The sequence below is a fragment of the Micromonospora sp. NBRC 110038 genome (assembly GCF_020884815.1).
GTDB lineage: Bacteria > Actinomycetota > Actinomycetes > Mycobacteriales > Micromonosporaceae > Micromonospora > Micromonospora haikouensis.
The window spans coordinates 609,945-629,015 of sequence record NZ_BBOL01000005.1 but is presented as its reverse complement, the minus strand read 5'-3'; the positions used below and the strand labels follow the sequence as shown (position 1 = coordinate 629,015).

The window sequence follows — 19,071 nt, the reverse complement described above, 5'->3', positions numbered from 1 at the left end:
TGCCACCGGCAGCATGCCGCCCGGCCGACCGGACGCCACGGCTCCGCCCGCCGGGCCCGACGGCGGATCCCCACCGGGTGCCCCGGATGGCGGGTCGGCCGCACCGGTCGTCCACAGTGGATCAGGGCAGGGGCGCGGCGGGCCACCGCCGGTGCGCCCCGCCGCCCGGCTCGGCCTCGGCGACCCGCTGCCCGCGCTGCCCGGGACCGCCCGACCCGGCGCGGCCGGGCGACCGGCTCCACCGGGACCCTCCATCGGCACGACCGCCGGCGACCTGGCGGGCCGGGGGCCGTCCGGCCACCCGCCGACGGTGCAGCGCGCACCGGCCGGTCGGGAGCCGGCCGGGACGAGCACCGGCCCGGGCCCACGACCGGGCGGCGACCCGCGCCGGTCGACCGGTCCCGAATCGACCGATCCCGGGGAGCGCCGTCCCGGACGCGCCGGCCTGGGGCCGCCGCTGCCCGCCGACGCCCCGCCCCCGCTGGTGCGCCCGACCCCGCCCACCAGCCACGACGCGCTCCCGACCGACGCCTCCCGAGGCGGGTCCTCCCGGCCCGGCACACCATCGGCCGTCGCCCCCGCAGGCGGTGCCGACCGGCCGGCCCCCGCGCCGCCGCGTCCCGCCCCGACGGGCGACACCCCTCGGCCCGCTCGCCCGGCCCCGGCCGGCGCACCGGCCACCCGGGCGGGGGGAACCCGGCCGTCGCCGGGCACGCCGGACGGCCCCCACCGCGCCACGGACGGCGACCGGCACCGGGCGATGCCCGTACCGCCACGCGTACCGGTCCGGCCCCCGGTCGGCGGCGCGTCGGGCGGTGCCGCCGGCACCTCGTCGCGGCCGGCGGTGCAGCGGCTCCGGTGGCGGCCGGCGGACCTGCCCGGGACCGCAGGCGGTCCCCCGGCGGTGGTCGCCCCCTCCGGCAACACCGGCCCGGACCCGGCCGCCCGCGCGGTGCCGCCGCCCGCACCGGTGCCGCAGGGCGTGCCGTCAGCCGGCGTCGTCCCGCAGGGAGCACCGCCGCCCGCGCCGGTCCGCCCCCGCGACGCGCCGCCCGCCCGGGTCCCGCACGACGCGCCGCCCGCCCCCGACGCGCAGGGCGCGCCGGCTACTTCCGCGGTGCAGGGTGCGCCGGCTGCTTCCGTCGGGCAGGACGCGCCGCCCGCCTCCGGCACTCAGGGCGCGTCGCCCGATCCGGCCGGTCCGCGCCGGGTTCCGCTGCTGGCCGGACGCGGGCTGCCCCTGCTGACCGGGGCATCGGCACCGGCCGGCGCGGTCCCGGCCGGTGCACGGACCGGGGTGCCGGTGACCTGGCGGACGCGCGGTGCGGGCAACCCCGAACCGGCCTCCGCCGGGCTGTCCGGCGGGGCGGGAACCTCGTCCGGCAGGGCGGGAACGCAGTCGGGCAGGGCGGGAACGCCGTCCGGCGGCCCGACCGCCGTCCAGCGGGCCCCCCGGTTCGGCGCGGGCAGCACGCCCCGTCCGGCGGCCACGGCCGACGGACGACCCGGCGGGGGGAGCCCCCAGCGAACGGGCCGGCACCGGTCGGGACCATCCGGCGCGGGCGGGCCGGCCGGGGCCAGCGGCGGTCGGGCACCCGACGGCCACGGCACGACCGGACCCGTCGGGGCCGGTCCCGACGGCCGGACCGGGCAGGGCGGGCAGAACAGGCAGGGCGGGCAGGGCGGGCGGGCGGATGGTGGGCCGGGCACCGGGCGGGGCTCGGTTCCCGTGCTCCTCCTCGCCGGGGCGGCCACCCCGGCACCGCACGCGTCGCCGGGCACGTCGCGGCGGCAGGCCGACTTCGCGGGCGTACCGCTGCCGACGCGGCGGGCGGCGGGCCCGGTGGCGGCCGGCGGACCGGACGGCACCACGGGCCCGGCGCGGCGGACGAGCACGGCGACGGGGGTCGCCAGCGGCACCCCGGCGGCCGTCCAGCGGGCCACGGCCCGGCCGGACGCGACGAGCGGCACCGGCACGACGAGTGTCGCCGGGGCCCGGCCGGGGGGCGGCGGGCCGGCGCGGCGGGCCGCCCCACCGGCGGCCGTCCAGCGGCGGGAAGCCGCCGTGAGCACCGGCACCGCCCCGGAGCCGGACCCGGGGCCGGACCCCGAGACCCTGCTGCGGGGCTTGGACCGGCGGCACCTGGACGCCCTGGCCCACCGCCTGGTCGAACCGGTCAGCCGGCTGGTCCGGGCCGACCTGCGGGCCGCCCGGGAACGGACCGGCCGGTGGCGGGACGGCACCCGATGAGCCGGCGCACCGATCAGCACGAGAGGGGAGACGGCGATGGCCGGTGACGACCCGGGGACCAGCGTCCACTTCCGGCTCCAGATCGACGGCATCGACCTGGGCGACTGGAGTGGCTGCGACGGGCTCGGCTGCGAGGTCGAGCTGGAGCAGTACCAGGAGGGCGGCAACAACGAGTTCGTCTGGCAGTTGCCGTCGCGGCTGCGCTACTCCAACGTCACCCTGACCCGCCCGCTGACCAGGGACACCGCCAAGGTCTCCAGCTATCTCGCGCAACTGCCCAGCGGGGTGCGCCGGGGCACCGCGCAGATCGCCGCGCTCCGGCCCGACCTGGCGATGCTGGTGCAGTGGGGACTGGCCGACGTCGTCCTGGTGCGGTGGTCCGGGCCGTCGTTCGACCCGAACCGCTCGGAGGTGGCCAGCGAGAGCATCGAGCTGGCGTACCACGGCTTCCTGGAGGTCGGCGGATGAGGTCACGGGCCGGGAAGGTGGCGGCGCACCTGCAGCGGTACCAGCCGCCCACCTCGGGCGGGAACCAGCCGGGCGGTGCCCTCGGCGGGCCGATCACCTTCATGTTCAACCCGCAGCAGCTCGCGCTGACCAAGTCGGCGAGCTGGATCCCGCACGTCGTACGCGGGGCGGCGGACGTCGGGGTCGCCGAGTTCAGCGGGTCCGGGCCCCGGACGCTGACCCTGGAGGTCTTCCTCGACGCCACGGACACCCACTCCCGCACCGTCCAGGACCGGGTCGACGCCCTGCTCACCTGCTGCGTGCCCACCAAGGCGAGCATCGCGGCGAAGGCACCGTCCCCGCCGTGGGTGAAGTTCGCCTGGGGGCAGTTCCAGACGGTGTCGTTCTACTCGTACGTCAGCCAGGTCAACGCAACCTACAGCCTGTTCGACCCGGACGGCACCCCGCTGCGGGCGACCTGCTCGCTGACGCTCAACGAGGTCAGCGGCTCCACCCCGGGGCAGAACCCGACGTCGGGCAGCCGCACCGCCCGCCGGGTGCACCGGCTGGTCGCCGGGGACTCCCTGGAGCTGCTGGCCCACCGCGAGTACGGGGACCCGACCGCGTGGCGGGTCATCGCGGAGGCCAACGACATCGACGACCCGGTGCGGCTGCGCCCCGGCCGCCAACTCCTGCTGCCCGCGCCGGAGGAACTGCGTACCGGGGAGGGCTTCGATGTCCAGCGGTGACCACACCAACAACCTGGTCGTGGGCCTGCCCGGCGCGCTGCCCCGGGCCTGGGCCGACCGGCTGGTGTCGGCGGTGGTGGAGGACAGCACGAACCTGGCCGCCACGGCGACCCTGCGCTTCCGCGACCAGCAGAGCCGGTTCCTGCGGGACAACGGGGTGACCATCGGCACCGACGTGACCGTCCGGGTCCGCACCGGCCGCGACGCCGCCCCGCTGCCGCTGTTCGCCGGGGAGGTGGTGACGCTGGAGTCGGAGTACGACGGGGTCGGCACCTTCACCACCGTCCGGGCGCTGGACCTGTCGCACCGGCTGATGCGGGGGCAGCGGGTGCGCAGCTTCGTCAACCGCAAGGCCTCCGACATCGCCCGGGAGGTCGCCGCCGCCGCCGGGATCCCGGTGGGCCGGATCGACCCCACCCCCACCGTGTACGAGACGGTCACCCAGCCGAACGTCAACGACTGGGAGTTCCTCAAGATGCTCGCGGTCGACAACGACGCCGAGGTGGTGGTGGTCGACGGCCGGTTCTTCTTCCGCCGGTCGGTGCGGGCCGCCGCCGCGCCGGGCGCGGGGGTCACCGCCGAGCAGAGCCCGTTCGTGGTGGAGATGAACGAGAACCTGCTGTCGGTGCGCTCCACCGTCACCTCCGTGGGTCAGGTGGCCGGGGTGACGGTGCGCGGCTGGGACGTGCGGGCGAAGCGGCCGGTGAGTACGGAGGTCGCCACCGACGCCAGCGACGAGGTGCAGATCGGCACCACCCCGGCGAAGGCGGCCCAGCCGTTCGGCGCGGCCCGGCTCTGCGTGGCGGACGTGCCCTACCGGACGGTGGCCGAGACGCGGGCGGTGGCCGGGGCGGTGGCGGCCGACGTGACGGCGGCGTTCGCGGAGCTGGAGGTGGGGATCCGGGGCAACCCCCGGCTGCGGGCGGGGGTGCCGCTGTCGCTGCAGCAGGTGGGCGCTCCGTTCGAGGGGAAGTACACGATCACGGCGAGCCGGCACGTCTTCGGCCCCGCCCAGCTCTACGAGACGTGGCTGACGGTCAGCGGCCGGCAGGACCGGTCGACGTGGGGCCTCGCCACGGGGGCCGCCGCGCCCGCGCGGGCGACCCGGATCCCGGGGCTGGCCGTCGCGATCGTCACCAACACCAAGGCCGACGTGGACCGCCGGCACCCCGAGCGGGTCGGCCAGGGCTGGGTGCGGCTGCGCTTCCCGTGGCTGACGGACGCGCCGGACTACGAGACGGACTGGGTGCGTACGGTGCAGCTCGGCGGCGTCGGCGGGGGCGGGGTGTTCTGCCCGGAGGTCAACGACGAGGTCCTCGTGGGCTTCGAGCAGGGGCTGCTGGACCGCCCGTACGTCATCGGCGGGCTGTACAACGGGGTGGACAAGCCGTCGGTGCACGAGGGCGCGCTGGTGGACGCCTCGTCGGGGCGGATCAACCGCCGCTCGTTGGCCTCGCGTCGCGGGGACCGGATCGAGTTCCTGGAGTCGGCGCTGCCCTCGGGGCCGCGCGGGATCCGGCTGACCACGGCCCGGGACCGGCTGACCGTGCACCTCGACGACCGGCGTACGGCCGTGGTGGTGCACAGCGACGGCAGCGTCGAGATCGAGGCCCGGCAGCAGGTCACGGTGAAGGGGCGGGGGATCACCCTCGACGCCGGGGCGGGCGAGCTGACCCTGAAGGGCCGGTCGGTCAGCGTCGACGGCGGCACCCAGGTCGACATCCAGGCACCACTCGTGAAGCTCAACTGACCGGAGGGACGCTCATGCCGCCGGCCGCGCGCATCGGTGACAAGATCAGCCACCTGGCCACCGGGGTCACCCCGGGGCCGCCCACGGGGACCATCGGGCCGCCGGGCGGGCAGGCCCTGCCGCCGGGCACGCCCGGCGCCCCGCTGCTCGGGGTGTCCAGCGTGCTCATCGCCGGCAGGCCGGCCGCCGTGGTCGGCACGGTCTGCGTCTGCGAGAAGCCGCCGCAGCACGCCGTGCTGCTGCTGACCAACCGGATCGTGCCGGCGGTGCCGCCGCCGCTGCGCCGGGTGCTGATCGGCGGGCACCAGGCGGCGCGGCGCGGCGACGCCACCGGTTGCAAGGCCGTGGTGAGCACCGGGGCGACGACCGTGCTGATCGGCGGGTGAGGCGGCGGTGGCCGAGCAGTTCATCGGGGCGGGCTGGGCGTTCCCGCTGCGCACCGACGCCACCGGCGGCATCGCCCTGGTGGACCGGGAGCGGGAGATCGTCGAGGCGATCGGACTCATCCTCGGCACCGCGCCGGGCGAGCGGCCGATGCGGCCGGAGTTCGGCTGCGGGGTGCACGACTACGTCTTCGCCCCGGCCGACGAGAACACCGCCGGACGGATCGCCTTCGAGGTGCGCCGGGCGCTCGACCGGTGGGAGCCCCGCATCGACGTCACCGACGTGGTGATCAACTTTGACGCCGAGGACGCCGGGGTGCTCTACATCGACGTCCGCTACTCGATCAGGGGCACCAACGACCCGCGCAACCTGGTCTTCCCGTTCTACGTCATCCCCTCCCACGAGGAGAGCACCCTCTCGCGCGGGGGAAGCAACCACGAGGAAAGCGCCGCCTGATGCCGCTGCCCGCGCCCAACCTGGACGACCGCCGTTTCCAGCAACTCGTCGACGAGGCGAAACGCTTCATCCAGCAGCGCTGCCCGGAGTGGAGCGACCACAACGTCTCCGACCCCGGGGTGACCCTGGTCGAGACGTTCGCCCACATGGTCGACCAGCTGCTCTACCGGCTCAACCGGGTGCCGGAGAAGAACTACCTGGCGTTCCTCGACCTGATCGGGGTGCGGCCGTTCCCGCCGACGGCCGCGCGGGGCGACGTCACGTTCTGGCTCTCCGGCCCGCAGACCCAGCCGGTGCTGCTGCGCGCCGGCACCGAGGTCGGCACCGAACGCACCCAGACCGACGAGGCCGTCGTGTTCACCACCACGACGGACCTGGCGGTGGTGCCCTGCGAGCTGACCCGGCTACGCAGCCACCCCGCCGAGGGCCCGCCGGCGGACCGGACCGAGGAGCTGCTCGACGGCCGGGACGTGTCCTGCTTTCCCGCCGTCCCGTCGGTGGGCGACGCCATGCTCGTCGGCCTCTCCGCCGCCGTGCCGTCCTGCGCGGTGCTGCTGCGGATGGACAGCCGGGTGGAGGGCGTCGGCGTCGACCCACGCCAGCCGCCGCTGGTGTGGGAGGCGTGGACGGGTGAGCGCTGGTCGCCGTGCGACGTCGACCACGACGACACCGGCGGGCTGAACCGGCCCGGCGAGGTGGTGCTGCACGTGCCCGCCGCCCACGTCACCTCCGTGGTGGCCGGGCAGCGGGCCGGCTGGCTGCGGTGCCGGCTGGTGGCGGCCCGGCCCGGCCAGCCGTTCTACGCCGCCTCGCCGACGGTGCGTTCCGTGGAGGCGGCCACCATCGGCGGCACGGTCGGCGCCGTGCACGCCGAGACGGTCCTCGGCGAGCAGGTCGGCGAGGCGGAGGGGGTGCCCGGCCAGCGGCTGACGGTGGCCCGGCCGCCCATCGTCCCCGACGAGCACCCGCTGGTGGTGGAGAGCAGCGACGGCACCGGGTGGCTGGAGTGGACGGAAGTGGAGACGTTCGGCGGGTCCGGGCCGGGCGACCGGCACGTCGTCGTCGACCGCACCGCCGGGGAGATCCTGTTCGGCCCGGCCGTCCGGCAACCCGACGGCACCCTGCGCCGCTACGGTGCCGTGCCGACGGCCGGTTCCCGGATCCGGGTGCGGCGCTATCGCACCGGGGGCGGGCACAGCGGCAACGTCGCCCGGGGGGCCCTGGCCGTGCTGCGCAGCTCGATGCCGTACGTGTCGCGGGTGGAGAACCGGGCCCCCGCCACCGGCGGCGTCGACGGGGAGACCGTCGCGGAGGCCCGGCTGCGCGGGCCGGTGCAGCTGCGGGCCCAGGACCGGGCGGTCACCGCCCGCGACTACGAGCTGCTGGCAAGGCAGGCGTGCCCGGCCGCCGCCCGGGTCCGGTGCCTGCCCGCCGGTGACGGCAGCGCGGCCGGCGGCGTACGCCTGCTGGTGGTGCCGGAGGCCGTCGCCGACGAGGAGGGCCGCCTCCACTTCGAGGACCTCGTCCCCCCGGACGGGATGCTCGCCACCATCGCCGAGCACCTGGAAGCCCGCCGCCCGATCGGGGCGCGGCTGGTCGTGGAGCCGCCGTTCTACCAGGGCGTCACGGTCGTCGCCCGGCTCGTCCCCCGCCCCGACACCGCCGTCGCCCAGCTGCGGGCCGAGGCGACGGCCACCCTCTACCACTATCTCGACCCGGTGCGCGGCGGGCCGGAGGGGACCGGCTGGCCGTTCGGGCGGCAGGTGCACTCCGGCGAGGTGTTCGGGGTGCTGCAACGGCTGCCGGGGGTCGAGGTCGTCGAGGAGGTACGCATGTTCCCCGCCGACCCGCTGACGGGCCGCCGGGGCGAGCAGGTGACCCGGATCGAGCTGGACCGGCACGCCCTCGTCTTCTCCCACCAGCACCAGGTCCGCGTCGACGAGCACCGGTCGGGTGCCTGAGCGAGAGGGGGGTGGCATGCGCGCCGCCGTCGAGGGGCTGGCCACGCCCGACCCGCTGGGTCGGCGGCTGCCCGCCGTCTACGCCGCCGACGACCTGGCCCAGCGCCTGACCGGCGCGTACGACCAGGTGATCGCGCCGGTGCACGCCACCCTGGACAACCTGTGGGCGTACTTCGACCCGGCGCTGGCCCCGCCCGACTTCGTGGACTGGCTGGGCGGCTGGGTCGCCGCCGGTGGCCCGCCCGACGGGGCCGGCGACGACCGGCGGCGGGTGGTCGCCGGTGCGGTCGGCCGGCACCGCGTACGCGGCACGGCCGCCGCGCTCGCCGAGGAGGTGCGGCTCGCCACGGGGATCGCCGCGGAGATCGTCGAGAGCGGCGGCACCGCCTGGTCGGCCACCCCCGGCGGCGCGCTGCCCGGGTCGCCCGAGCCGGCCCTGACGGTGCGGATCCGCGTCGCCGAGCCGGGCCCGGCGCTCGCGGCGCGGCTGCGGGCGGTCATCGAGGCGAACAGGCCGGCGCACGTGCCGTACACGGTGGAGGTGCTGCCGCCCGACGGCGGCCCGGCGACGGGTGGGGCGCGATGAGGACCTGCGACAACTGCGGCGCCGAGGTTTCCCCCGGCGACGGGTTCTGCGGCAACTGCGGTGCGTTCCTCGCCTGGAACGACCCCACGCCGCCGCCCGCCCCGACGGCCACGGCCCACGATGCCACTGCCGAGCCCGTCGCGGACACCGCCGCCGAGCCCGTCGCGGACGCCGGGGACACCGCCGCGCGGCGGGCCGCCGCGCTCGTCGTACCGGTGCGCCCCGCCGACGACGACGGACCTGGCGGGCCGCCCGACCCGGTGCCCGCGGCGGCCCCCGCCGAGCCGCCGCCCGCCGCCGACCAGCCCCGGGCGGTGCAGCCGGGGTTGCCCGTGGCCCCCGCGCCGGTGGTCCGCGACTTCGCCGGGGACACCGCTGGCGCGCCGGGCGACGTGGTCTGCCCGGCCTGCGGGACCGGCAACCCGGCGGGCCGGTCGTTCTGCCGCCGCTGCGGCGGGCCGCTGGCCGCGCCGACGGGCCCGGCGGGGGCCGTGCCGTGGTGGCGTCGTCTGCGCTGGCCCCGGCGGCGACCCGGCCGGGGCGGGCTGCGCCGGCTGCTCGCGGTGCTGGTCGTCCTGGCCCTGCTCGCCGCCGCGGTCTGGGCGGCGGTCCGGTTCGGTCCCCGGGCCGTCGACGCGGTGCGGGACCGCACGGCGACGCCCGAGGCCGTCCTGCCCAGCGCCGTGGTGGCCTCCAGCGAGGCGCGCGGGCACCCCGCCCGGTCCGTCGTGGACGGCCTGAACAACCGCTACTGGGCGCCCGCCGCCGACCGGCCCGCCGCCGGCCAGTACGTGGAGTTGACCTTCGACCCGCCGATCCGGCTGATGGACCTGATCGTGCACACCGGGGCGTCGCCGCAGCAGGACGCCTTCGTCCGGCAGGCGCGACCGGCCGAGCTGACGATGACCCTGTGGACCGGGGACGGCCCGAGCAGCGCCCGGCAGCTGCGGCTGACCGACCGGCCGGGGCCGCAGACCTTCCACCACGTGGTGGGCGGGGTGACCCGGCTCCGGTTAACGATCGACGCCAGCTACGGCGCGCAGCGGGGGCGGGAGGTGGCGCTGGCCGAGGTGGAGGTGTTCAGGCGGCCGTGACGTGCACGGGCCGGGCCGCCGACGGGTGGGCCACGCCCAGCGAGCGCAGTACCCGCTCGTACGTCTGCTGGCTGCGCCGGGACGCGGCCACGTCGCCGGCCCGGCGCTGCGCGGCCACGAGCAGCCGCCAGCCGTCGTCGTGGTAGCCGTCCAGCTCCAGCGCCCGCCGGGCGGCCAGCACCGCCGCCCGTGCCCGCCCCCGGTCCAGTTCCACCCGGGCGAGCAGCGCCGCCGCCTCCGTCGCCCGCGCCCGGTACCGTTCCCGGTCGGCGACCACCCATTCGGCGGTCCCGTCCTCCGGCAGCAGGTCACCGCCGTAGTGGTCGAGTGCGCCGCGCAGCGCCCCGGTGACCGTGGTGGCGTCGCCGGTCGGCCCGGCGTGCCGGGCGACGGCCAGCGCCGCCTCGAAGGCCAGCACGTCGCTGCCGCCGCCCGGCCCCGGGTCCAGCAGGTACGACGCCCCGTCCCGGACGACGAACCGGGACGCGCCCCGGGCCACCCCGGGCTCCAGGAAGGTGCGCAGCGTCGACACGCTCACGTGCAGGTTGTTGACGGCGGCCCGTTCCGGCAGCTCCGGCCAGAGCGCCGCCATGATCCGTTCCCGGTGCACGGGCCGGCCGGCCTCGGCCGCCAGGTAGCGCATCAGGGTCCGGACCCGGGGCCGGACGCCCGACCAGACCACCGGGACGCCGTCCAGTTCCAGCCGGAATCCGCCGAAGCACCGCAACCACAGGCGGGGGTGTTCTGCCGCAACGATCGGGCGATCCCTCGAAATCATGTGATCTGTCTCCCTTGCCGCCACGGCGACGCCGACCGCGCGCCGGCACGCGCCGGACGCCGACACCGGGCCGCGCGGGGCGACGACGCCGGGGCGGCGCAGGCGGGACGGCCGGTGCTGGGGAGGTGGCGACGTCGACGCCGCGGGGGACAGTGTGCGCGGCGCGCGGGGGACATGGACAGCCGTCATTTTGGGGACTTCTCCGGCATCTACCATCGGTAGCGCTCGGTACACGCTGGGGTTCGGGCACCCCTCCTCCCCGGGAGCAACCTGATGCCGACCGTCGATCCACCCGACGCCGGCCCCGCGCCGGTCGTCGTCCGGTGGGACCGCCTGACCGGCGAACGCTGGCCGGAGCTGGCCACGCTCGCCGCCGACGGGCTGGTGCTGCTCGTGCTGCCCCGCGCCACCACGGTCGACCCGCTGGCGTTGCTCGCCGCCGGGGCCCGGGCCGTCCTGCGCGACGGCGACGGCGTCGACGAGCTGGAGCTGGCCCGGTCGGCGGTGCTCACCGGCGGGTCGTACCTGTCGCGGAGCGTGGCGGCGCTGGTCGGCGGCCGACCGGACGGCGGCGGCCGGGCGTCGCCGGGCGGGTCGGAGGTGTCGCTCGGCCCCCGCGAGGTGGAGACGCTGCGGTGCATCGCGCAGGGCCTCACCCACCGGCAGGTCGCCCACCGCCTCGGGGTGACGGAGCAGACCGTCAACACGTACGCCAAGCGGCTGCGCCGCAAGCTCGGGGCGGCCAACAAGGCGGAGCTGACCCGGCGGGCGGTGGAACTCGGCTATTTGTCGGTGTGAACCCGTTCTTGCCGGTCGTCTTGCCTCGCCCCGCCACCCGCACCGTAGTTGACTGCTCACCGAGGGGTGGGGCGATGTTCGACGTGTGTGTGGTGGTGGCCGAGCCGTTGGCCCGGCGCGGGGTGCGCCAGCTCATCGACGGCAACGACCGGGTGCGGAGCCTGCGCGCCGTCGACGCGGTGAGCGAGGTGGCGGCCGGGACGGTGGCGGTCGTGGTCCTGGTCGACCCGCCACCGCAGGTCCTCCGCTGGTCGTGCGCCCGGCACCCGACGCTGGTGATGGTGCCGGAGTCCGCGGAGGGCGCGACGCTGGACGCGATCCGGGCCGGCGCCCGCTCGGTAGTGACCACCGCGACCGAGCGGGTCCACCTGTGGACGGCCCTCGACGTGGTCGCGGCCGGCGGGTTCTACCTGTGCCCGACGCTGTCGGCGCGGCTCCGGGCCTGCGCGACCGGCCCGGAGGCGGGGCGGCCGGTGGCCGGCGGAGGTCGGGCCCCGGCCTGCGCGCCGGGGCCCGGCCCCGGCCGCGACCGGGCGCGCTTCCGGCCGCCCGGCCGCCCGGCGCTCGCCCCCCGGGAGGCGGCGACGCTGACGCTGATCGCCCAGGGGCTGACGCACGCGCAGGCCGCGCGCCGGCTCGGCATCTCCGAGGCGACGGTGAACACCTACCTCACCCGGATCAGGTCCAAGCTGGACGTCGGGAACAAGGCGGAGCTGACCCGCGAGGCGATCACCCTCGGCCTGGTGCGGCGGCGGTCGGGGAGCACCGACCCGGTCACCTGAGGGAACCGGGCCCGCCGGCCCCCGCGCCCCGACCCCGCAGGTGGGCGGCCAACCGCCCCCGGGCCGCCTCCCGGTCCCCGGCCACCTCGTCACCGGCGAACCGCTCGGCGGCGAACAGCGCCAGCAGCGTGTGCAGGACGTACCGGCCGGGGGCCGCGCCGGTGCCGAGCAGTCCCGCGTCGACCAGCCTGTCGAGCCGGTCCTCGGCGACCGGCACCGGCTCGCCGGACAGCGCCGCGACCACCGGCGCGGTGTACTCCGGCAGCGGGGCCGCGCCCAGCAGCCGGAACGTGCGCCGGACGGACGGATCGAGCAGCCGGTACGACCGTTCGAACGCCCCCCGCACCTGGATGTCGCCGGCCCGCAGCAGGTCGAGCCGGCGCTGCTCGTCGCGGAGCCGCTCGACGAAGCACCGCGCGCTCCACTCGGGCCGGACCGCGAGTCGGTTCGCGGCGGCCCGGAGGGCGAGCGGCAGCCCGCCGCAGAGCCGGCCCAGCTCCGCCGCCGCCGGGTCGTCGGCGGCGATCCGCCCGCCACCCACGGACGCGGCGAGCAGGGTGCGCGTCTCGGCGTCGGACAGCACGCCCAGCGGCATCCGGTCCGCCCCGACCAGCCCGGCCAGGGCGTTGCGGCTGGACACCAGCACCAGCCAGCCCGGCCCGCCCGGCAGCAGGGGCCGTACCTGCGCCTCGTCGCGTGCGTCGTCCAGCACCAGCAGCCCGCGGCGGTCGGCCGCGAGGGTGCGCCACAGGGTCAGCCGGGCGTCCGTGGCGGGCGGTGGGGCCGTCACGCCGAGGGCGGTCAGCAGTTGGTCGAGGGCCTGCGCCGGGGTTGTCGGCTCGTCGTCCAGGCCCCGCAGGTCCACGTACAGGGGCCCGCCCGGGAAGCGGCGCGCCAGCTCGTGTGCGGCGTGCACCACCAGGCTGGACTTGCCGACACCAGGCGCGCCGCTGACGACCACGACCCGGCTGACGCCGGACCGTCCGGCCGCCTCGGCCGCGCCGGCCAGCCGGCGCAGTTCCCCGGCCCGGCCGGCGAAGTCGGCCAGGTCACCGGGGAGGGAGCCCGCCCCGTCGTCCCACCCGCCCCCGCGGGCCGCGGTGAGCAACCGGGACCGGTCCGGCTCGGAGAGGCTGAGGCGGTCGGCCAGTTCCTGCACGGTGCGGCGCTGCGGCCGGGCCACGCGGCCGAGCTCCAGGTTCCGCACCGTACGCACGGCGACGCCCGCGAGGTCGGCCAGCTCCTCCTGGGTCAGGCCGGCGTCCGTGCGGTGCCGCCGCAGCAGGGCGCCCAGCCGGCCGTTCATCCCGACGTCCCCGAGACGCCGACCCCATCCGTGAACGTCACCCCACGGATAGTTACAGAAACCACGGGCCGGTGCCCAACCCCGGTCCCGCCCGACGGGGTCACGGGGCGTCGACGGTCCTGCGGCGCTCGGCCCGGAAACGCGACGGGGTCACCGCGTAGTGGGCGAGGAACGCCTGGCGCAGCGACTCGGTGGAGCCGAAGCCGCACCGCCGGGCCACCGCCGCGAGCGGAAGCGCGGTCGACGTCAGCAGGTGCGCGGCGGCCTCGGTGCGCGCCCGCCGCACGTACTGGGCGGGGGTCGACCCGGCGTGGGCGAGGAAGAGCCGGGAGAGCTGCCGCTCGCTGACCCCGGCGAGCCGGGCCAGGGTGGCGGTGCCGAGGTCGTCGGCCAGGTGGGTGGCGACGTGGCTGCGGGCCCGGCGCACCACGAGGTCGTCGGTCGAGCAGCGGGCCAGGAACATGCTCAGCTGCGCCTGGGTGCCGGGGCGTTGCAGGTAGGCGACCACGCCCAGCGCGACGCCCCGCGCCAGGGCCATGCCGTGGTCCTCCTCGACGAAGGCGAGGGTGAGGTCGAGGGCGCTGGTGACGCCGCCGGAGGTGGCGACGTTGCCGTCGCGGATGTAGATCGGCTCCGGGTCGACGGTGACGTCGGGATAGCTGCGGGCGAGCTGGTCGGCGTACATCCAGTGGCTGGTGGCCCGGCGGTTCGCGAGCAGGCCGGCCTCGGCGAGCACGGTCGCCCCGGTGCACACCGACGCGACCCGGCGGGCCAGCGCCGCCAGCCGGCGCACGTGGCCGGTCACCAGCGGGTTGGCGGCGGCCCGCGTGTGGCACAGGCCGCCGGAGACGACCAGCGTGTCGACGGGCCCGGTGCACCGCTCCAGCGTCTCCTGGGCGCAGAGTCGCAGGCCGGAGTCGCAGGTGATGGGCCGCCCGCCGGGCGTGGCCAGCACGATCCGGTACGGCGGGTCCGCGCCGATGCGGTTGGCGATGTCCAGGCTGGAGCTGACGCAGGCGATGTCGATCAGCTCCGCGCCCTCGTAGCCGACGATCAGGACCGTTCTCTCCCCCATCGCCCCACCGTACGAGACGACCGGAAGAGATCGATCACGACTTATAGTGTGGCCATGGCGTGGCAACCGGTGATGGCGATCGACGAGGCGCGGGCGTGGCTCGCCGAGATCCTGTCCGGCACCGACCGGCTCCGGGTGGAGGCGATCGACGGCGGCCGGGTGGTCTGCGCCGCCGGCCCCGACGGGCTCGAACGCCGCATCGACGGGGCGCTGTCCGGGCCGGCCATGTTCTGGGCGATCGACCTGGCCGGCTTCGTCGCGGTGAACGTGCTGGTCGGGCCAGCGCCCGCGATGGCGCTGGCCAACAGCAGCATCAGCTTCCTGGAGCCGGCCGAGCCCGGCGTGCTGCGGGTCGCCGCCGAAGTGGTCAACATCGCCAGCCGCTCGGCGGTCGTGGACGCGCGGGCCACGGACCACCGCGGCCGCCTGGTCGCCATGGCCACGCTGCACTTCGCGCTGCCGTCGCGGGCCGCCCGCGCGGCCACGCTCGCCGCCCAGGCCGGGGCGTAGCACGGGGCCGCCCAGGTCGGAGCCGAGTCAACCGGGCCGGAGCCGAGCCAGCCGGGCCGCACGGGCCGGGGCGGAGGTGCCGGCCGGACCGGGTGGCCGGGGCGGTCAGGCCGGGGCGGAGAGGTAGGTGCCGCGCTGCCACGGGTAGCCGGGCAGCGAGACGACCGCCCGGCCGGGCGGGGCCGGCACCGGCTCGTCCGCGTCGAGCGCCCGCACGGCCGGGTGCGCCTCGCCCGCGGCCAGGGCCGCCAGCGCCGCCGCCGCGCCGGCCGGCTCGGCCGCCTCGACCCACACCGCATGCTTGAGCCGGGTACGGCCGCCGGTGGCGGTCGACGCGAACGCCGGGTAGTCCGCGCCCGGCAGGGCGGCCAGGTGCGTCGCGTACCGGCCGGCCAGCTCGGCGAGCGCGCCCGGGGTGGCGGCCGACACGGGGAAGCCGCGCGCGGCAGGCGCCTCCCCGGCCGGCTCCGGCGGCGGCGCCGGGGACAGCACCGCGAAGGCGTTGGTGCCGCTCATCCCGTACGAACTCGTCGACGCGCAGGGGCCCAGCCGGTCGTCCCAGGGCACCGCCGCCGCCGCGATCTCGATGCCGGTGCCCGCCAGGTCGACGCGCGGGTTGAGCGCCCGGTAGTTGGCCTGCGGGGCGATCGTGCGGTGGTGCAGGCACAGCACGGCCTTCACCAGCCCGAGCACCCCGGCGGCCGACTCGGTGTGGCCGACGTTGCCCTTCACCGAGCCCACGTACAGCGGGCGGCCCTCGCGGCGGCCGAGCGCGGCCACGACCGCCTCCAGCTCGGACGGGTCGCCCAGCGGGGTGCCCGTGCCGTGCGCCTCGTGGTAGCCGACGTCCCGCGCGGACACGCCGGCCGCCGCGAGGACGGTGTCGATGAGCCCCGCCTGGGCCGACACGTTCGGCGTCGTGAACGTCGCCGTACGCCCGTCGTGGTTGATGCCGGTGCCGCCGATCACCGCGAGGACGCGGTCGCGGTCCCGGCGGGCGTCGGCGAGCCGCTTGAGCACCAGCAGGCCGCAGCCCTCGCCCCGGACGAACCCGTTCGCGTCGGCGTCGAACGGGCGGGAGCGGCCCTGCGGCGACAGCGCGCCGGTCTGCGCCACCGCCCGGGTGGTGCCCGGGGCGAGGACCAGGTTGACGCCGCCCGCGAGGGCCACGTCGCAGTCGCCGTGGGCCAGCGCCCGGCACGCGGTGTGCACCGACACCAGCGACGACGAGCAGGCCGTGTCCAGCGCGAACACCGGACCCCCCAACCCCAGGGTGTACGCGACCCGGCCGGCGGCGAACGCGTGGCCGTTGCCGATGGTCCAGTACGAGTTGGGGTCGCCGGAGAGCCACTGCCAGTAGTCCCGGCCGGTGATGCCGACGAACACACCGGTGGACGCGGCGACGGCGGCGACGGGGATCGCCGCGTGCTCGAACGCCTCCCAGGCGACCTCCAGCAGCAGCCGGTGCTGCGGGTCGAGCACCCGGGCCTCCTTCGGCGCGATGCCGAAGAACTTCGGGTCGAAGTCGAACGCCGCGTCGAGGTATCCGCCCCGGGTGACCATGCCGTCCCATGCCGCGCCGAACGCGTCACGCCGGTCGGCCGGCAGGTCGCCGGTGAGGTCGCGGGCGTGCAGGATGGCCGACCAGTACGCGTCGAGGTCGGCGATGCCGCCCGGCGCGCGGACGGCCATCCCGACCACCGCGATGGGTGTGCCCACTACAGGACCCGGTGCATCCAGCCGTGGGTGTCCTCGGCCCGGCCGTACTGGATGTCCAGCAGGTGGGTGCGGAACTGGCGGGTGTACTTGCCGGGGGTGCCGTCGCCGACTTCGGCGGCGAACTCCTCGCTCTTGAACCCGATGATCGGGGTGATCACGGCGGCGGTGCCGGCCGCGAACGCCTCCGTGACCGTGCCGTCGGCGAGCCCGTCGCGGATCTCGTCCATGCCGATCGACCGCTGCACCGGGTCGAGGCCGTGCTCGGCGGCGAGCGCCAGCACGCTGTCGCGGGTCACCCCGTCGAGGATGGTGCCGAGGCTCGGCGTGACGAGCTGCTGGTCGCGGGTCACGAAGAAGACGTTCATGGTGCCCGACTCGTCGATGTCGCGCCGCTGCTCGCCGCCCAGGTAGAGCACCTGCTCGCAGCCGTGCCCCAGCGCCTCGCGCTGCGGGGCGAGGCTCGCGGCGTAGTTGCCGCCGCACTTGGCCGCGCCGGTGCCGCCGATCGACGCCCGGCTGTACTTCGTAGAGATCCACAGGGTCACGCCGGTGACCCCGTTGGGGAAGTACGACCCGGCCGGGCAGGCGATCACGCAGTAGGTGACCTGCTGCGCCGGCCGCACCCCGAGGAACGCCTCCGAGGCGAACATGAACGGGCGCAGGTAGAGGCTCTGCTCCCCGCCGTACGGCGGCACCCACGCCTCGTCGGCGCGGACCAGCGCGGCGACGCTCTCGACGAAGGTCTCCTCGTCCAGCTCGGGCAGGACCAGCCGGTCGGCGGACGCGGCGAACCGACGCGCGTTGAGGCCGGGCCGGAACAGCCAGATGCTGCCGTCGGCGCGGCGGAACGCCTTGAGCCCTTCGAGGATCTCCTGCGCGTAGTGCAGGACGGCCGCCCCGGGGTGCAGGGTGAACGGGGCCAGCGCGGTGACCTGGTGGTCGTGCCAGCCCGCGTCCGGCGTCCACGTCACGGTGACCATGTGGTCGGTGAAGTACCGGCCGAACCCGGGGTCGGCGAGGATCTCCTCCCGCTGCTGCTGGGAAGTCGGGTGGTCGGTTCGCCTCAACCGGAACTCGGCGGTCATCTGGGCTCTCCTCGGGACGGTGGCTCGGTGAAGACGGCGACGCAGTTCTGCCCGCCGAAGCCGAAGGCGTTGGTGAGCGCGGCCCGCACCGGCATCTCCCTGGCCTGGTGCGGCACGTAGTCCAGGTCGCACTCCGGGTCCGGCTCGTGCAGGTTGATCGTGGGCGGCACGACCTGCTCGCGGATCGCCATGGCGCACACCATCGCGCCGAGCGCCCCGGCCGCGCCGATCAGGTGGCCGAGCATCGACTTGGGCGCGCTGACCGCCACCCGGTCGGCGGCGTCGCCGAGCGCGGCGCGGATCGCCACGGTCTCCGTGCGGTCGTTGGCCTTCGTCGAGGTGCCGTGGGCGCAGATGTAGTCGACGTCGTCGGGGCGCAGCCCGGAGCGGGCCACGGCCTGCCGGATCGCGGCGGCGGCGTGCACGCCGCCCGGGGCGGGGGCGCTCACGTGGAAGGCGTCGCTGGTCAGCGCGCCACCGGCGAGGGTGGCGTAGGGGGTGGCCCCCCGGCGGCGGGCGTGCTCGGCCGACTCCAGGACCAGCACCACCGCGCCCTCGCCGAAGACGAAGCCGTCGCGGTCGGCGGAGAACGGCCGACTGGCGCCCGCCGGGTCGGCGTTGCGCTCGGACATCGCGCCCATGCTCACCAGGCCGGCGAACATGGCCGGGGTGATCGCCGCGTCGGTGCCGCCGCAGACGACCACGTCCGCCTCGCCGCTGAGGATCAGGCGGCGGGCGTCGAGCAGCGCGTACGCGCCGCTGGCGCAGGCCAGGGCGCTGGCGTTGACCGGCCCGTGCGCGCCCAGGTCGATGGCGATCTCGCAGGCCGGCATGTTGGTCAGGGAGGACGGCACGAACTGGGCGCTGGGCGCGGACGGCACGGGCGCGAGGAGCCCCCGGGTGGCCGCCTCGACGGTGTCGAAGCCGGCGACGGCCGCGTTGACCACCACGCCCACCCGGTCGGCGTGGTCGGGGTCGACGGTCAGGCGCGCGTCGGCGACCGCCTCCCGCGCGGCGACGACCGCGAACTGGCTGAACCGCGCCATCCGGCGGGCCCGCTTCGGGGTGAAGTGCGCCGCCGGGTCGAAGCCCCGCACCTCGGCGGCGATGCGGGTGGGCAGGTCGGCGGCGTCGAACGCGGTGATCGCGCCGACGCCGGACTTGCCGGCCAGCAGGCCGTGCCAGGTGCTCTCCCGGTCGAGGCCGAGCGGCGTGACGGCACCGATGCCGGTGATGACGACGTCGCCCCCTACCATCCCGCCACGGCCCCACTTCTCAGGCATCGAACGACCCACCGCAGACTATCAATCGCCGTGACCGCGCGGCAGGCGTCCGTGCGG

18 protein-coding genes are annotated in these 19,071 nt (G+C 76.9%); 12 read left to right on the top strand and 6 right to left on the bottom strand.

The window, feature by feature from the left end; genetic code table 11:
- Positions 1-1,729: 1,729 nt before the first annotated feature.
- The 9 genes from LPU61_RS21185 to LPU61_RS21145 are packed head-to-tail and all read left to right on the top strand — an operon-like array spanning position 1,730 to position 9,678.
- Complete coding sequence (locus LPU61_RS21185) at positions 1,730-2,251, top strand: hypothetical protein (protein WP_229405833.1); 522 nt, start codon at positions 1,730-1,732, stop codon at positions 2,249-2,251.
- A 36-nt stretch (positions 2,252-2,287) separates the two neighbouring features.
- On the top strand, positions 2,288-2,719 hold the full coding sequence (locus LPU61_RS21180) for a phage tail protein (RefSeq protein ID WP_043960744.1): 432 nt from the start codon (positions 2,288-2,290) through the stop codon (positions 2,717-2,719).
- Positions 2,716-3,447, top strand: a complete 732-nt coding sequence (locus tag LPU61_RS21175; RefSeq protein WP_043960745.1) for a LysM peptidoglycan-binding domain-containing protein — start codon at positions 2,716-2,718, stop codon at positions 3,445-3,447. The genes LPU61_RS21180 and LPU61_RS21175 overlap by 4 nt, the downstream gene beginning before the upstream one ends.
- The gene (locus LPU61_RS21170; protein ID WP_043960746.1) at positions 3,434-5,197 is read left to right on the top strand and encodes a VgrG-related protein; all 1,764 of its coding nucleotides are present in this window, start codon (positions 3,434-3,436) and stop codon (positions 5,195-5,197) included. Before LPU61_RS21175 ends, LPU61_RS21170 begins: the two co-directional genes overlap by 14 nt.
- Positions 5,198-5,211: 14 nt before the next feature.
- A complete protein-coding gene (locus tag LPU61_RS21165) occupies positions 5,212-5,583 on the top strand; it encodes a PAAR domain-containing protein (protein WP_052503541.1) in 372 nt (123 codons plus the stop codon).
- Positions 5,584-5,590: 7 nt separating this feature from the next.
- Complete coding sequence (locus tag LPU61_RS21160) at positions 5,591-6,037, top strand: GPW/gp25 family protein (protein ID WP_043960747.1); 447 nt, start codon at positions 5,591-5,593, stop codon at positions 6,035-6,037.
- Entirely contained in the window at positions 6,037-7,998 is a 1,962-nt protein-coding gene (locus LPU61_RS21155) for a putative baseplate assembly protein (protein WP_229405832.1), read from the top strand. Before LPU61_RS21160 ends, LPU61_RS21155 begins: the two co-directional genes overlap by 1 nt.
- Before the next feature lie 16 nt (positions 7,999-8,014).
- Positions 8,015-8,584, top strand: a complete 570-nt coding sequence (locus LPU61_RS21150; protein ID WP_043960749.1) for a phage tail protein — start codon at positions 8,015-8,017, stop codon at positions 8,582-8,584.
- Positions 8,581-9,678, top strand: coding sequence for a zinc ribbon domain-containing protein (locus LPU61_RS21145; RefSeq protein WP_229405831.1), 1,098 nt, complete (start codon positions 8,581-8,583; stop codon positions 9,676-9,678). The genes LPU61_RS21150 and LPU61_RS21145 overlap by 4 nt, the downstream gene beginning before the upstream one ends.
- Here the strand turns inward: LPU61_RS21145 and LPU61_RS21140 are convergent.
- Entirely contained in the window at positions 9,665-10,456 is a 792-nt protein-coding gene (locus LPU61_RS21140; protein WP_229405830.1) for a BTAD domain-containing putative transcriptional regulator, read from the bottom strand. The genes LPU61_RS21145 and LPU61_RS21140 overlap by 14 nt on opposite strands.
- A 273-nt stretch (positions 10,457-10,729) precedes the next feature.
- Between LPU61_RS21140 and LPU61_RS21135 the strand changes: the two genes are divergently transcribed.
- Positions 10,730-11,254 (top strand): LuxR C-terminal-related transcriptional regulator, encoded by a 525-nt coding sequence (locus tag LPU61_RS21135; RefSeq protein WP_052503543.1) that lies wholly within the window; start codon positions 10,730-10,732, stop codon positions 11,252-11,254.
- A 74-nt stretch (positions 11,255-11,328) separates the two neighbouring features.
- The gene (locus LPU61_RS31635; protein WP_305071964.1) at positions 11,329-12,036 is read left to right on the top strand and encodes a response regulator transcription factor; all 708 of its coding nucleotides are present in this window, start codon (positions 11,329-11,331) and stop codon (positions 12,034-12,036) included.
- Here the strand turns inward: LPU61_RS31635 and LPU61_RS21125 are convergent.
- Together LPU61_RS21125 and LPU61_RS21120 are read right to left on the bottom strand one after the other, a co-directional pair.
- Positions 12,029-13,342 (bottom strand): helix-turn-helix domain-containing protein, encoded by a 1,314-nt coding sequence (locus LPU61_RS21125; RefSeq protein WP_229405829.1) that lies wholly within the window; start codon positions 13,340-13,342, stop codon positions 12,029-12,031. The two genes, LPU61_RS31635 and LPU61_RS21125, sit on opposite strands and share 8 nt — an antisense overlap.
- 100 nt (positions 13,343-13,442) lie before the next feature.
- Entirely contained in the window at positions 13,443-14,417 is a 975-nt protein-coding gene (locus LPU61_RS21120) for a GlxA family transcriptional regulator (protein WP_229405828.1), read from the bottom strand.
- Between the two features lie 54 nt (positions 14,418-14,471).
- Between LPU61_RS21120 and LPU61_RS21115 the strand changes: the two genes are divergently transcribed.
- Positions 14,472-14,927, top strand: a complete 456-nt coding sequence (locus tag LPU61_RS21115) for a PaaI family thioesterase (protein WP_043960752.1) — start codon at positions 14,472-14,474, stop codon at positions 14,925-14,927.
- Positions 14,928-15,032: 105 nt separating this feature from the next.
- On the opposite strand, the gene LPU61_RS21110 is transcribed toward LPU61_RS21115, so the two are convergent.
- The 3 genes from LPU61_RS21110 to fabF are packed head-to-tail and all read right to left on the bottom strand — an operon-like array spanning position 15,033 to position 19,014.
- Complete coding sequence (locus LPU61_RS21110) at positions 15,033-16,646, bottom strand: polyketide synthase (RefSeq protein WP_229405827.1); 1,614 nt, start codon at positions 16,644-16,646, stop codon at positions 15,033-15,035.
- A complete protein-coding gene (locus LPU61_RS21105) occupies positions 16,646-17,731 on the bottom strand; it encodes a branched-chain amino acid aminotransferase (protein WP_229405826.1) in 1,086 nt (361 codons plus the stop codon). The genes LPU61_RS21110 and LPU61_RS21105 overlap by 1 nt, the downstream gene beginning before the upstream one ends.
- The gene (gene fabF / locus LPU61_RS21100) at positions 17,728-19,014 is read right to left on the bottom strand and encodes a beta-ketoacyl-ACP synthase II (RefSeq protein WP_229405825.1); all 1,287 of its coding nucleotides are present in this window, start codon (positions 19,012-19,014) and stop codon (positions 17,728-17,730) included. The genes LPU61_RS21105 and fabF overlap by 4 nt, the downstream gene beginning before the upstream one ends.
- Between the last annotated feature and the right edge of the window lie 57 nt (positions 19,015-19,071).